This is a genomic window from Halomonas sp. SSL-5 (assembly GCF_030708455.1).
In the GTDB taxonomy this organism is placed as follows: Bacteria; Pseudomonadota; Gammaproteobacteria; order Pseudomonadales; family Halomonadaceae; genus Halomonas.
Window position 1 is genome coordinate 348,113 of sequence record NZ_JAUYWF010000001.1, and the last position, 13,967, is coordinate 362,079.

Consider the following 13,967-nt stretch of genomic DNA (forward strand, 5'->3'; position numbering starts at 1 on the left):
TCTCACCCTGAGAGACGCCTACCCGCCCAGAGAAGCCGCGCAGGGATGATCCCATGAACCGATTCTCCGCCGCCCCCACCGGGCGCCGCCTGCTGCTGTTCAGCCTCGCCTGCCTGGTGCTGGGCGCCCTGCTGCTGGTCGGCCAGGCCGCGGGCCAGGCCCAGCAGGGCAACCGTACGGCCTTGGTGATGACGGTGGAGGGTGCCATCGGCCCCGCCACCGCGGACTACTTCCGGCGGGGGCTTGCGCGCGCGGCCGAGCTGGACGCCGAGCTGGTGGTGGTGGAGATGGATACCCCCGGCGGCCTGGATGCCGCCATGCGCGACATGATCCGCGACATGCTCGCTTCCCAGGTGCCGGTGTCGATCCACGTCATGCCGGCCGGCGCCCGGGCGGCCAGCGCCGGGACCTACCTGCTCTACGCCAGCCACGTTGCCGCCATGGCGCCGGCGACCCATCTCGGCTCGGCCACGCCGGTGCAGCTGGGGGGCGGTGGCCTGCCGGGGCTCGGCGGCGACGAGTCGTCGCCCGAGGAGGGCGGCGAGGGCGACAACGTCGAGGGTCAGGGTGGCGCCGAGGGAGAGAATGGCACCCAGGGAGAGGGCGCCGCCGAGGAGGCGAGCGACGAGCCCCGCCGCGGTGAGACCGCCATGGAGCGCAAGGTACTGGAGGATGCGGTGGCCTATATCCGCAGCCTGGCCGAGCGCCACGGACGCAACGCCGACTGGGCCGAGGCGGCGGTGCGCGAGGCGGTCAACCTCACCGCCGAGGAGGCACTCGAGGAGAACGTTATCGACGTGGTGGCCCGAGACCTCGACGACCTGCTCGAGAAGATCGACGGGCGCAAGGTGGTGATGGACGACGGCGAGCGCACCCTGTCCACCGCGGGGCTCGCCATCGAGCGCTTCGATCCCGACTGGCGCACCGAGCTGCTGTCGGTGATCACCGACCCCAACGTCGCCTATTTCCTGATGATCATCGGCTTCTACGGGCTGATCTTCGAGCTCTCCAACCCGGGCAGCCTGGTGCCGGGCACCATCGGTATCATCTGCCTGCTGCTGGCGCTGTTCGCCTTCCAGGTGTTGTCGGTGAACTACGCCGGCTTGGCCCTGATCCTGGTGGGACTGGCGCTGATCGTGGGCGAGGCGCTGATGCCCAGCTTCGGCATCCTCGGCATCGGCGGCATCGCCGCCTTCGTGATTGGATCGGTGATACTGATGGACGCGGAGAATCTGAGACTCTCGCTGCCGCTGATCGGTGGCGTGGCGCTGATCGCCTCGGCGCTGATGCTATGGGTGCTGATGCGCTTCGCCGGACTGCGCCGACGGCGCGCCCGCACCGGCCAGGAGGAGCTGGTCGGGCATGAGGCCGTGGCGCTGGAGGACTTCACCGGCAGCGGCCATGTGCGCCTGATGGGCGAGCGCTGGAACGCCCGCAGCGACGAGCCGGTGACCCGGGACCAGACGCTACGGGTCACCGCGGTGGACGGCCTGACCCTGGAGGTGGTGCCCGAGGCGCCATCCGAATGACGTTAGTCGGTGACGGCGACCGCCGTTGCCACACCCAGTGAGGAGAGGCAACCATGCTGATTTCCTATCTCGTACCGGTCGTCCTGGTGGTGATGCTGCTCGCCGCCTCGATCCGCATCCTGCCGGAGTACAAGCGCGGGGTGGTCTTCTTCCTCGGGCGCTTCCAGTCGGTGAAGGGGCCGGGGCTGATCATCATCATCCCCGGCATCCAGAAGATGGAGGTGGTCGACCTGCGGGTGGTCACCATGGACGTGCCCGAGCAGGACGTGATCTCGCGGGACAACGTCACCGTCAAGGTCAACGCGGTGCTCTATTTCCGGGTAGTGGATCCCGAGAAGGCGATCATCCAGGTCGAGAACTTCACCCAGGCGACCAGCCAGCTGGCCCAGACCACCCTGCGCTCTGTGCTCGGCAAGCACGACCTCGACGAGATGCTCTCCGAGCGCGACAAGCTCAACGATGATATCCAGGAGATCATCGACAGCTCCGCCGAGAACTGGGGCATCAAGGTGGCCAACGTCGAGATCAAGCATGTCGACCTCGATGAAAGCATGATCCGCGCCATCGCCCGCCAGGCCGAGGCGGAGCGCGAGCGCCGCGCCAAGGTGATCCACGCCGAGGGCGAACTGCAGGCCTCCCGCAAGCTGGTCGAGGCCGCCAACGTCATGGCCGAGAACTCGGCGGCGCTGCAGCTACGCTACCTGCAGACCATGAGCGACATGAGCAACAAGAACGCTTCCACCATCGTCTTCCCGCTGCCCATGGACATCATGGAGGCCTTCCGCCACCTCAAGGCCTCTCCGGCCGCCCAGGCACGCACGGGAGGCCAGGCGCCTGAGGACGGCAGCGCTTCCTGACCCGCTGATGCCACGGCCGGCTGGCCGTGGCATGCTGAGGGGCCCATCGCGATAATCGAGGTTGCCTTGAGCCCCGCTCCCCTTTCTCTCCGCCAGCAGGGCCTGCTGATGACCGGCGGCGGCGCCCTGATCATTTCCCCCGACGCCCTGCTGATCAAGGTGATCGGCCTGCCCGACGCCGAGATCCTGATCTGGCGCGGGCTGCTCACCGCGCTCGGGTTCATCGCCATCGTCGTCGCCCGCCACGGGCGCGGGGCGCTCGCCGCCTACCGCCGCTGCGGCTGGACCGGCATCGGCGTGGCGCTGCTCTTCAGCCTCTCCACCTTCGGCTTCGTGCTGGGCAACCAGTACACCCGCGGCGGCAACGTGCTGATGATCCTGGCCGGCGCGCCGCTGATCGCCGCGCTGCTCTCCCGGTGCTTCCTGGATGAGCGCCTGCCCCGGCGCACCTGGCTGGCGATCCTCGCCTGCCTGGTCGGCATCGCGCTGATCGCCCTGGATGATGCCGGCTCGGGCTCCTGGCTCGGCAATGGCTTCGCGCTGCTCGCCGCCACGGCCCTGGCCGCCAACTTCACCCTGGCGCGCACCCGGCCGGGGGTCGACATGAGCCCCATGCTCACCCTGGCCGGGCTGATCGTGGCGGTCGCCGCGGGGCTCTATGGCCTGCTTGGTCCCGGTGTCGAGTTGCCTTCCGGCCCTTCACTGCTGTGGCTGGTGGTGCTCTGCCTGGTGCTGCTGCCGCTGGGGTTCACCCTGATCCAGCGTGGTCCGCTCTACCTGCCCGCCGCCGAGGTGGGGCTGCTGATGCTACTGGAGGTGGTGGTCGGCACCCTCTGGGTATGGTGGCTGCTCGGCGAGCGCCCGAGCCCGGCGGCCTTCGCCGGCGGCGCCCTGGTGCTGGGTAGTCTGCTGGTGAAGGGGCTGGTGGACCGGCGGGTCGAGCGCCGTCGGCGGGCGTTGGGTGCGGCGCAGCATGAGTTCTGCTAGAATTCCGCGCTCCTGGCGCACGCACCCCATGGATCTCCGTCTTATGAACCCCAAGCACATGATGACCCCCCTGGCAGGGCTGGCCACTCCGCCCTAGCGCACCCCCTCCTATCTCCCGGCGATGCCGCCGTCTTCGGTGCGTCATCGTTTGACATCATCATGATGTCACTTGCGCCCCTGTGCGCCTCACTGTTCGTGATTCACGCCCTCGCCGCCGTCCTTCTGAGGCGACAGCACCCTCCTGACAGGTGTCGGAGAGGGCATGTGGACGACAGGACTCCGACGCCTCACGGCCCATCCATTCCCCTGACTGGACCGCAGCATGTACGAAACGATGAAACAGAGCTGGTTCTCCAACCTCAAGGGCGACACCCTGGCGGGTATCGTCGTCGCCCTGGCGCTGATTCCCGAGGCGATCGCCTTCTCGATCATCGCCGGGGTCGATCCCAAGGTCGGCCTCTACGCCTCCTTCTCCATGGCGGTGATCATCGCCTTCGCCGGCGGTCGACCGGGGATGATCTCGGCGGCCACCGGGGCCATGGCGCTGCTGATGGTCACCCTGGTCAAGGAGCACGGCCTGCAGTACCTGCTGGCTGCCACCCTGCTCACCGGCGTGTTGCAGATCCTGGCCGGGTATCTGCGCCTCGCCGACCTGATGCGCTTCGTGTCGCGCTCGGTGGTCACCGGCTTCGTCAACGCCCTGGCGATCCTGATCTTCATGGCCCAACTTCCCGAATTGACGGGTGTTACATGGCATGTGTATGCCATGACCGCGGCAGGCCTGGCGATCATCTATGGCTTTCCCTACCTGCCGAAGATCGGCAAGGCGGTTCCCTCGCCGCTGGTCTGTATTCTGGTGCTTACCGCCGTCTACCTGCTGACCGGCATGGAGATCCGCACCGTCGGCGATATGGGCGAGCTGCCCGACAGCCTGCCGGTGTTCCTGTGGCCGGAGGTGCCGCTGACCCTCGAGACGCTTGCGATCATCCTGCCGTACTCGATCATGCTTACCGTGGTGGGCCTGCTCGAGTCGATGATGACCGCCACCATCGTCGATGACCTCACCGACACGCCCAGCGACAAGAACCGTGAGTGCAAGGGCCAGGGCCTGGCCAATATCGGCACCGGCCTGATCGGTGGCATGGCGGGCTGCGCGATGATTGGTCAGTCGGTGATCAACATCAAGTCGGGTGGCCGCACGCGCCTTTCCACTCTGATCGCCGGCGTAGTGCTGCTACTGATGGTGGTATTCCTCGCCGACTGGGTCTCGCAGATCCCAATGGCGGCCCTGGTGGCGGTGATGATCATGGTCTCCATCGGTACCTTCAGCTGGAGCTCCATCAAGGACCTCAGGAAGCACCCGATGAGCACCAACTTGGTGATGGTGGCCACCGTGGTGGTGACCGTCGGTACCCACAACCTGGCCATCGGCGTCTTCGTCGGCGTGCTGCTCGCCGCCATGAACTTCGCCAACAAGGTGGGCAATATTCTCTACGTTGGCGCCGAGACGCCGCAAGAGGGGCGCCGGATCTACACGGTGGTAGGCCAGGTGTTCTTCGCCTCCTCCGAGCGCTTCGGCAATGCCTTCGACTTCAAGGAAACGGTGGAGAAGGTCACCATCGACCTGTCACGCGCCCACTTCTGGGATATCACCGCCGTCCAGGCGCTGGATCGCATCGTGATCAAGTTCCGCCGCGAGGGCACCGAGGTGGAACTGATCGGCCTCAACGAGGCCAGCGCCACCATCGTCGACCGCTACGCGGTGCACGACGACCCCGAGGCGGTGGAGAAGCTGATGGGCGGTCATTGACGCCCGCCACGATGAGGGAGAACGTGACACCATGACCCAATACGCCAGTATCAGGACAAGACGATGACCGAACAGGTAATGGCCGCCATCGACGGCTCGACGTTCTCGGAAGGAGTGTGCGACTACGCCGCCTGGGCCAGCCTGGCGCTGGGGGCTCCGCTGACCTTCCTGCATGTGAACGACAACCACCCCCAGACCGCCGAGGCGGACCTCTCCGGCAATATCGGACTGGGGGCGCGGGAGCACCTTCTGGAAGAGCTCTCCCAGCTCGACGAGCGACGCGCCAGGGTGGCCCAGGAGCAGGGCCGGCTGATGCTCAAGGCGGCCAGGGAGCGCGCGGTGGCGAACGGCGTGGCCGAGCCCGCCGGTCGCCAGCGCAACGGCACCCTGGTGGAGACCCTCGAGGAGCTCCAGGAGGAGATCCGCCTGCTGGTGGTAGGCAAGCGCGGCGAGACCGCCCACCAGGACAGCGGCCACCTGGGTTCGAACCTTGAGCGGGTGGTGCGCAGCCTGCACCGGCCGATCCTGATGGTGCCCCACACCTTCAAGCGGCCCGAGAGGGTGATGCTGGCCTTCGACGGCAGCAAGACCACCCGCAAGGGGGTGGAGATGCTGGCCAAGAGCCCCCTCTTCGCGGGCGTGCCGGTGCATGTGGTGATCGTCGGCGCCGAGACCGGCGACAACCGCTCCCAGCTCGACTGGGCGCTCAAGACGCTGACGGATGCCGGCCACGCGGCCGAGGGGGCGATCCGCGCCGGCGAGGTGGAGGCGACCCTGCGCGCCTACCTGGAGGAGCACGGCATCGATCTGCTGGTGATGGGCGCCTACGGCCACTCGCGCATCCGCCACCTGCTGGTGGGCAGCACCACCACCGCCATGCTGCGCAAGGCCAGGGGGCCGGTGTTGCTGCTGCGCTGACGGCGTTACGCCAGTTCCTCACCGCTACGACGCCCCGCTGCCGCCTCGGCCCGGGGCGTCGTCATCTGTCACGGCGAGCTCTTGAGTTCCCCGAGCAGGCCCTGGGCCAGCCACCAGGAAGGCCGGCATGTCGGCGATGGCCAGGGCATCGACGCTGACCGGCACAGCGGCCATAATCGGCTCTCCCTTCCATGAGGCGGCGAGGAGACAGCCCATGACTATCAACCGTTACGACACCAAGGCGCGCATGAGCCGCGCCGTGATCCACAACGGTATCGCCTACCTGTGCGGCCAGGTGGCCGGCCCCGAGGCCCGCCACGGCGACATCACCGCGCAGACCGAGAGCATGCTGGCGCGCGTGGATGCCCTGCTCAAGGAGGTCGGCAGCGACCGCAAGAACCTGCTCACCGCGACTGTCTACCTCAAGGATGGCCACGATGTCGCCGCCATGAATGCGGTATGGGACGCCTGGGTGCCCACCGGCCATGCCCCGGCGCGTACCTGTGTGTGCGCCCCCATGCCCTCTGACGAGCTGAAGGTGGAGGTGACCGTCACCGCCGCCATCGGCGGCAAGGGCTACAGCTTCTAGCCACGCGGGGCCCGAGCATGGCCCTCTGTCGGGCGCAGTCGACACGCCGCCCCGTCGGACGCCGGCGGGGCGGGGTTGTGCTGGGGCAGCGGTCTGCAGGGGAGGCGGAAGGGACGAGAACCGAAGCGTCAGCCATTATTGTCCGGGTAGCGCGTTGGCCTGAGGCTCTCCTTGATCTTCCTGAGGTGGCCGAGGAAGTCCTCGCCGCGACGCAGCGTCACCCCGGTGGCCAGCACGTCGATCAGTGCCAGCTGGATCATCCGCGAGGTCATCGGCATGTAATAGTCGGTGTCCTCGGGGGTGGCGACCTCCAGGGTCTCGCTACACTCCCGGGCCAGCGGGGAGTCCGGCGCGGTGATGCCCAGCACCACGGCGCCGCTCTCCCGGGCGAGCCTGGCGATGTCGACCAGTTCGCGGGTGCGCCCGGTCCAGGAGATCACCACCACCACGTCACCGGTATGGCAGGTGGAGGCCACCATGCGCTGCATCAGGACGTCGACGTAGGCGGTCACCGGCAGGTTGAAGCGGAAGAACTTGTGTTGGGCGTCCTGGGCCACGGCGCCCGAGGCGCCCAGCCCGAAGAAGTGGATCTGCTTGGCCTGGGTCAGGAAGTCCACCACTCGCTCGATCCGGGTGGCGTCGGTCTGGCGGCGCGCGGTGTCCAGGGCGGCAATGGTGGCGCCGAAGATCTTCTGGGTATAGTCGGCGGCACTGTCGTCGGGTTCCACCGCCTGGCTGACATAGGGGGTTCCCCTGGCCAGGCTCTGGGCCAGCTTGATCTTGAAGTCCGGGTAGCCCTTGGCGTCGAAGCTGCGACAGAAGCGGTTGACGGTGGGCTCGCTGACCGACGAGGCTTGGGCCAGGGTGGCGATGCTCATGCCGGTCGCGGCGGCCGGGTCGGCGAGGATCACGTCGGCGACCTTGCGTTCGGAGCGGTTGAGTTCCTCGAGGCGCTGGCGGATGCGGTCGATCAGGTCGTGACGGGCCATGTGGGGGAGAGCTCTCCTTGCTGGGGCGGCGCGTCGCCGCAGGGTGAAGCCTTGATCAATGATGTGGTGATTTAACTACATGATGCCGTCTATGCTAGCTCGAGACGGCGTGCAGCGGCCACAGGGTGTGCCGCGCCATGCTGAATTAACGTAAGTTAACGTCTTTTCCTTGAGTAATTTCCGATCCATGCATATTTTTTTGGTAAGTTAACGAAAGGGAGGCGGGCATGCGGCAACGCAACCGAACCGGCCAGGCAGTCAGCACGGAGATCGACCTGGTGCTGTTCGGCGCACTCGGCGACCTGGCCCAGCGCAAGCTGTTCCCGGCGCTCTACCACCTGGAGCGCGAGGGGCTGCTTGACCCCGCCACCCGCCTGCTGGGTCTGGCCCGCCAGGGGCACGACCTGGACGGCTTTCGCGGGCGGGTCGAGACGTCGCTCGAGGCGCGCGTCAAGGCCGCGGAGCTCGACCGTGAGACGCTGGACCGTTTCCTGGCCCGCCTCGACTTCCGCCCCCTCGACTTCACCCGCCCCGAAGGCTATGGCGCCATCCGCGAGTGGCGCCAAGGCGCCGGTCGGCCCATGGTGGTCTATCTCTCGGTGGCGGCGCGGCTCTACGGCGACATCTGTCGGCATCTCGAGGCGGGCGGCTGCCTGGACGACGAGAGCCGGGTGGTGGTGGAGAAGCCGATCGGCTACGACCTCGCCTCCTCGGCGGAGATCAACGACGCCATCGCCGCCGCCTTCCCCGAGTCGCGCATCTACCGCATCGATCACTACCTGGGCAAGGAGACGGTGCAGAACCTGATCGCGCTGCGCTTCGCCAATCCGCTGTTCGGTACCCAGTGGAACCAGAACCATATCTCCCATGTGGAGATCAGCGTGGCCGAGCAGGTCGGCATCGAGGGGCGCTGGGGCTACTTCGACCAGGCCGGCCAGCTACGCGACATGGTGCAGAACCACCTGCTGCAGCTGGTCTGCCTGATCGCCATGGATCCGCCCGCCAACCTCGATGCCGACGCTATCCGCGACGAGAAGGTCAAGGTGCTCAAGGCGCTCACGCCGTTCACCGACGATATGCTGGGGCGCGATGTGGTGCGTGGCCAGTACACCGCCGGCACCATCGATGGGGCAAGCGTGCCCGGCTACCTGGAGGAGGCGGGGGCCAACACCGGGAGCCACACCGAGTCCTTCGTGGCCATGAAGACCGGCGTGGCCAACTGGCGCTGGGCCGGCGTGCCCTTCTACCTGCGCACCGGCAAGCGCATGCCCGAGAAGCTCTCGCAGATCGTCATCCACTTTCGCCAGCAACCGCACTATATCTTCGACCCCGACCAGCGCGGCCTGGCCGCCAACAAGTTGGTGATCCGCCTGCAGCCGGAGGAGGGCATCGCCCTGGAGGTACTGACCAAGGACAGCGGCCTGGACAAGGGCATGCGCCTGCGCCGCGGTCCGCTGCACCTGGACTTCCACAGCGCCTTCCCCAAGACGCGCATCCCCGACGCCTATGAGCGCCTTCTTCTCGAGGTCATGAAGGGGCAGCAGTATCTCTTCGTGCGCCGTGACGAGGTGGAGCATGCCTGGCAGTGGTGCGATAACCTGATCGCCGCCTGGGAGGAGCATGACGAGCCGCCAAGGCGCTACCCCGCGGGTTCCTGGGGTCCCGTCGCGTCGATCGCCATGATCACCCAGGATGGGCGCAGCTGGTACGAGGATTATTAGCTTTAAGTTGGAAGAGGGGGCCCGGCTGCGCCGTAGGAGCGCGAGGTGTCGCGCGATGCTTGAAGGTCCCTCAGGAGGAAGCGAGATGAGCGAGCAGTGCCGACAACAGTTGGCCCGGCAGCTGGCCGAGGCAGTGGCCGCGGCGCTGCGCGCCGACCTGGCGACCCAGGAGCGCGCCCTGCTGGTGGTGTCGGGTGGGGCGACCCCGGAGCCCTTCTTCGCGGCCCTGGCGAGCCGTGAGCTGCCCTGGGCGCGTGTCCAGGTGACGCTGGCCGACGAGCGCTGGGTGCCGGAGGAGGCCGCCGACAGCAACGCCCGCCTGGTGCGCGAGCAGCTGCTCCAGGGCCCCGCGGCGGCGGCCACCTTCGTGCCGCTGACCAGCGACCACCCTACCCCCGAGCAGGGGGCGGCCGTCGTGGCCGAGCGCGTCGAGGCCCTGGCCTGGCCGGCCAGCGCGGTGATCCTGGGCATGGGCGGCGATGGCCACACCGCCTCGTTGTTCCCCGACAGCCGCGAGCTCGCCCTGGCGCTGACCACCGATGCCACCACGGTGGCCGTGCGCGCCCCCAGCCAGCTCCAGCCGCGCATCACCCTGAGCGCCGGGCGTCTGCATCTGGCGCGCCGCCATTTCCTGCATATCACCGGCGGCGACAAGCGCGCCGTGCTGGCCCGGGCGCTGGCCGGCGACGACGTGCGCGAGCTGCCGATCCGCGCCTTCCTGGCCTGCCCGCTGGCCACCTACTGGGCCCCCTGATCTCACGGAGAGATAGCCATGACCTTTCAGAACAGCATCGATAAGCAGCTGCCCTCTACCCGCACCACCGAACTGGATAGCATCTGCCTCAAGGCCGAGGTGATCCCGGTGCTGGCGATCCAGCGTCTCGAGGACGCCGTGCCCCTGGCCCGCGCCCTCGTCGAGGGCGGCCTCAGCGTGCTGGAGGTCACCCTGCGCACCGACTGCGCCCTGGAGGCGATCCGGCGCATCAAGGCGGCGCTGCCCCAGGCCAGCATCGGCGTGGGCACCGTGCTCACCCCGGCCCAGTATCGCCAGGCCGAGGAGGCGGGGGCCGACTTCGTCGTTACCCCGGGTATCACCGAGGCGCTCTGCCGCCATGGCGTGAGCAGTCCGGTGCCGATGCTGCCCGGCGTGGCCACCCTCTCAGAGTTGATGGCCGGCTGGCAGTACGGCTACCGCCGCTTCAAGTTCTTTCCCGCCGAGGCCAGCGGCGGCGTCAAGGCCCTCAAGGCGTTCGCCGGCCCGCTGCCCGAGGCGCGCTTCTGCCCCACCGGTGGCATCGACCTGGATAACGCCGAGGACTACCTGGCGCTCAAGAACGTGATGTGCGTGGGCGGCTCCTGGCTGACCCCGGCCTCGCTGGTCGAGGCGGAGGACTGGAATGGCATCCGCCAGCTCGCCCGCGAGGTGGCCCGGCGCTACCACCACTGAACCACCCCGCCCGGTGAGCTGGCGCTTACCGGGCGTGCTTACCCCTCACCATTCACAAGCGCGAAGGGCGCTCACCCCTCACCCGCCGCGCAGCGGCGCTCACCAGCCACGCGACAGCGTGGTGCCCAGCAGGTGCTGGGCGCCGGGGACAAGCCACACCGGGTCGAGGCGGGTGTTGGCGGCTTCCACGCAGAGGAAGCGGCGGGCGACCTCGGCGGGGGTGTCCTCGGGGAGGGTTTCGCCGGGGTGCCAGACCACCGCGGAGTCGCTGCCCTGGCGCGCGATACGCAGGCGGCGTTCGCCGTCGTCCAGCACCAGCTCGGCGTTGCTGTGGTAGATCCGGTCGATGCCGCCGCGCACTCCCAGTTCGCCCTGCTGTTCGCCCTCGGCGAAGCCGGCCAGCTTGTCCAGGTAGCGGGCGCCGGGGAGCCCTTCCAGGCGACAGGCGAAGGCATCGGCCACCGCCAGATAGGTATGCAGGGCACCGCTCATCTTCACCGGGGTCTCGCCGGTGTGCTCGGTGATCAGCTCCACATGCAGGCGGTTGGCATTGGCCTGCACCACCAGGCGGGGCGTGAGCTGGCGATGCAGGCGCTGCTCGGGGGAGAGATGCAGCTCCACCCCCTCCTCGTGCTCATCCACGGCGTCCAGGCGCCACTGGGCCTGGCGCGCGGTGCCGTGGAAGGGGCCGCTGTGATCCTCCGACTCGTCGGCATAGCGGTCATCGGCAAACCACGGCCAGCACAGCGGGATGCCGCCGCGGATCGCCCCGGGCAGCGCCTGGGGCGTGGGGGTCACCCACAGCCAGCCACCCTGCACCATAGCTTCCGGTGCAGCGTCGGCCGACGGATTAGCGCCTGCGGCTCGCGCGTCTTCGGGCGATGGATTAGCGCCTGCGGCTCGCGCGTCTTCGGGCGCGGGTAAATAGTGAAGGAGCTGTCCTCCCTGCAGCGAAAGGGCGAGCTCGCCCCAGGCCTCGTTGGCCAGCCAGACCTCGCGGCCGGCCCATTCGGCGCGGCGCTGGCCGGTGGTCTCGTCGAGCAGGGTTCTGAGCGAAGCGGGAATCATGCGAGTCTCCTGGGCTGGCGGCGCAGCGGACATGGGGTGACGATGGCGGCATAGCCTAGCACGCCAGGCCCGCCGGGCTCAGGCATCGTCTGCGTGGATCTGGGCGGCCTGGCGGGCCAGGTCGTCGGCCTCGAAGCCGCCGAACACCGAGGCGCCCTGCTCGGAGCCGCTGGCCAGGTGGCGGAAGCCGGTGAACAGCTCGCGGCCCAGGCCGACGTGGTAGTGATCCAGCCCGGCGACGCGGCGCTCGCGGTCGGCCCAGACATGGGCGTCGACCCTGGCCTCCAGGGTGCCGGCGTCGGCGTCCAGGCGCACGATGTCGCCGTCACGCAGCTTGGCGAGCGGCCCGCCGTCCAGGGCCTCGGGGGTGATATGGATGGCCGCCGGCACCTTGCCGGAGGCGCCGGACATGCGGCCGTCGGTGACCAGCGCTACCTTGAAGCCGCGGTCCTGGAGCACACCGAGGTAGGGGGTCAGCTTGTGCAGCTCCGGCATGCCATTGGCCTTGGGGCCCTGGAAGCGCACCACGGCGATCACGTCGCGGTCCAGGTCGCCGGCCTCGAAGGCGGCCTTGAGGTCGTTCTGGTCCTCGAAGATCTTCACCGGGGCCTCCACCACGCGATGCTCCTCGGCCACCGCCGAGACCTTGATCACCCCGCGGCCCAGGTTGCCGTCCACCACGGTGAGCCCGCCGGTGGCGGCGAAGGGGGCGGCCACGCCGCGCAGCACCTCCTCGTCCAGGCTCTGCTCGGGACCCTCGCGCCAGGTGAGTTTGCCCTCTTCGAGGAAGGGCTCCCGGGTGTAGGCGGTCAGGTCGGTGCCGAACACCGTGGGGATGTCGCCGTGGATCAGGCCGGCACCGAGCAGCTCGCGGAACAGGTAGGCCATGCCGCCGGCGGCCTGGAAGTGGTTGATATCGGCCTGGCCGTTGGGATAGACCCGCATCAGGCTCGGGGTCACCGCGGAGAGCTCGGTGAAGTCCTCCCAGGTGATGGTCAGGCCGGCGGCGGCGGCCATGGCCACCAGGTGCAGGGTATGGTTGGTGGAGCCGCCGGAGGCGAGCAGGCCGACCATGGCGTTGACGATCGCGCGCTCGTCGATCTGCTGGTAGAAGGGGCGATACTCGCCGCCGGGTTCGGTGTTGCGGATCGCCTGCTCGGTGGCGAAGCGAGTCAGGGCCTCGCGCATCTCGGTGCCCGGATTGACGAAGGAGGTGCCCGGCAGGTGCAGGCCCATCATCTCCATCATCAGCTGGTTGGAGTTGGCGGTGCCGTAGAAGGTGCAGGTGCCCGGGCTGTGATAGGACTGCGACTCCGCTTCCAGCAGCGCCTCGCGGCTCGCCTTGCCCTCGGCGAACAGCTGGCGGATGCGCGCCTTCTCCTTGTTGGGCAGCCCGCTGGGCATGGGGCCCGCCGGCACGAACATCGCCGGCAGGTGGCCGAAGCGGGCCGCGGCGATGAACAGCCCCGGGACGATCTTGTCGCACACACCCAGATATAGTGCGGCGTCGAACATGTTGTGGGAGAGCCCCACGGCGGCGGCCATGGCGATGACGTCGCGGGAGAACAGCGACAGCTCCATGCCCGGCTGGCCCTGGGTGACGCCGTCGCACATGGCCGGCACGCCGCCGGCGAACTGGGCGGTGGAGCCCATGGCCCGTGCCGCTTCCTTGATGGTGGCGGGGAAGGTCGCCAGCGGTTGGTGTGCCGAGAGCATGTCATTGTAGGCCGAGATGATCCCCAGGTTGGCCGAGTTCATCAGCTTCAGCGAGTCCTTGTCCGTCGCGCCGCAGGCCGCAAAGCCGTGGGCCAGGTTGCCGCAGGAGAGCTCGCCGCGATGCACGCCGCGGCGGTGCTGGTCGGCCATGCGCGCCTCGTAGAGGGCGCGGCGCTCACCGGAGCGCTGGCGGATGCGGCGGGTGACGTCGGCGACGGTGGCATTGAGCGGTGGCATGGTGAGTCTCCTTGCGGCAGGACGATGACAGAAAGGCATCGCTCGTCGCTATTCCGGCGACAGGCCCCTCGCTGCCCCGATTCCAGCGATTCTCGCTAA

General features: G+C 68.5%; 12 protein-coding genes. 9 read left to right on the forward strand and 3 right to left on the reverse strand.

The annotated features are described in order from the left end of the window. Nucleotides 1-53 precede the first annotated feature (53 nt). From RAN53_RS01625 to RAN53_RS01650, 6 genes are all read left to right on the forward strand, one after another. The gene (locus RAN53_RS01625; RefSeq protein WP_305795076.1) at nucleotides 54-1,529 is read left to right on the forward strand and encodes an NfeD family protein; all 1,476 of its coding nucleotides are present in this window, start codon (nucleotides 54-56) and stop codon (nucleotides 1,527-1,529) included. Between the two features lie 53 nt (nucleotides 1,530-1,582). Continuing rightward, the gene (locus RAN53_RS01630) at nucleotides 1,583-2,386 is read left to right on the forward strand and encodes a slipin family protein (RefSeq protein ID WP_305795077.1); all 804 of its coding nucleotides are present in this window, start codon (nucleotides 1,583-1,585) and stop codon (nucleotides 2,384-2,386) included. Nucleotides 2,387-2,494: 108 nt separating this feature from the next. After that, nucleotides 2,495-3,373 (forward strand): DMT family transporter, encoded by an 879-nt coding sequence (locus RAN53_RS01635; protein WP_414842945.1) that lies wholly within the window; start codon nucleotides 2,495-2,497, stop codon nucleotides 3,371-3,373. Between the two features lie 322 nt (nucleotides 3,374-3,695). Beyond that, nucleotides 3,696-5,183 (forward strand): SulP family inorganic anion transporter, encoded by a 1,488-nt coding sequence (locus RAN53_RS01640; RefSeq protein WP_305795079.1) that lies wholly within the window; start codon nucleotides 3,696-3,698, stop codon nucleotides 5,181-5,183. Nucleotides 5,184-5,246: 63 nt separating this feature from the next. Further along, nucleotides 5,247-6,101: a universal stress protein gene (locus tag RAN53_RS01645; protein ID WP_305795080.1), complete on the forward strand. Its 855-nt coding sequence runs from the start codon at nucleotides 5,247-5,249 to the stop codon at nucleotides 6,099-6,101. A 214-nt stretch (nucleotides 6,102-6,315) separates the two neighbouring features. Continuing rightward, entirely contained in the window at nucleotides 6,316-6,690 is a 375-nt protein-coding gene (locus RAN53_RS01650; protein WP_305795081.1) for a RidA family protein, read from the forward strand. 128 nt (nucleotides 6,691-6,818) lie between these two features. Here RAN53_RS01650 and RAN53_RS01655 read toward each other — a convergent pair whose 3' ends face one another. Next, complete coding sequence (locus RAN53_RS01655) at nucleotides 6,819-7,679, reverse strand: MurR/RpiR family transcriptional regulator (protein ID WP_305795082.1); 861 nt, start codon at nucleotides 7,677-7,679, stop codon at nucleotides 6,819-6,821. A 227-nt stretch (nucleotides 7,680-7,906) separates the two neighbouring features. Between RAN53_RS01655 and zwf the strand changes: the two genes are divergently transcribed. From zwf to RAN53_RS01670, 3 genes are all read left to right on the forward strand, one after another. Next, nucleotides 7,907-9,400, forward strand: a complete 1,494-nt coding sequence (zwf, locus tag RAN53_RS01660) for a glucose-6-phosphate dehydrogenase (RefSeq protein ID WP_305795083.1) — start codon at nucleotides 7,907-7,909, stop codon at nucleotides 9,398-9,400. An 85-nt stretch (nucleotides 9,401-9,485) separates the two neighbouring features. After that, the gene (pgl, locus tag RAN53_RS01665; protein WP_305795084.1) at nucleotides 9,486-10,154 is read left to right on the forward strand and encodes a 6-phosphogluconolactonase; all 669 of its coding nucleotides are present in this window, start codon (nucleotides 9,486-9,488) and stop codon (nucleotides 10,152-10,154) included. 18 nt (nucleotides 10,155-10,172) lie between these two features. Beyond that, complete coding sequence (locus RAN53_RS01670) at nucleotides 10,173-10,847, forward strand: bifunctional 4-hydroxy-2-oxoglutarate aldolase/2-dehydro-3-deoxy-phosphogluconate aldolase (RefSeq protein ID WP_305795085.1); 675 nt, start codon at nucleotides 10,173-10,175, stop codon at nucleotides 10,845-10,847. Nucleotides 10,848-10,946: 99 nt separating this feature from the next. Here RAN53_RS01670 and RAN53_RS01675 read toward each other — a convergent pair whose 3' ends face one another. Beyond that, entirely contained in the window at nucleotides 10,947-11,915 is a 969-nt protein-coding gene (locus RAN53_RS01675) for a D-hexose-6-phosphate mutarotase (RefSeq protein WP_305795086.1), read from the reverse strand. A gap of 78 nt (nucleotides 11,916-11,993) precedes the next feature. Further along, the gene (edd, locus tag RAN53_RS01680; RefSeq protein ID WP_305795087.1) at nucleotides 11,994-13,868 is read right to left on the reverse strand and encodes a phosphogluconate dehydratase; all 1,875 of its coding nucleotides are present in this window, start codon (nucleotides 13,866-13,868) and stop codon (nucleotides 11,994-11,996) included. Nucleotides 13,869-13,967: the final 99 nt, after the last annotated feature.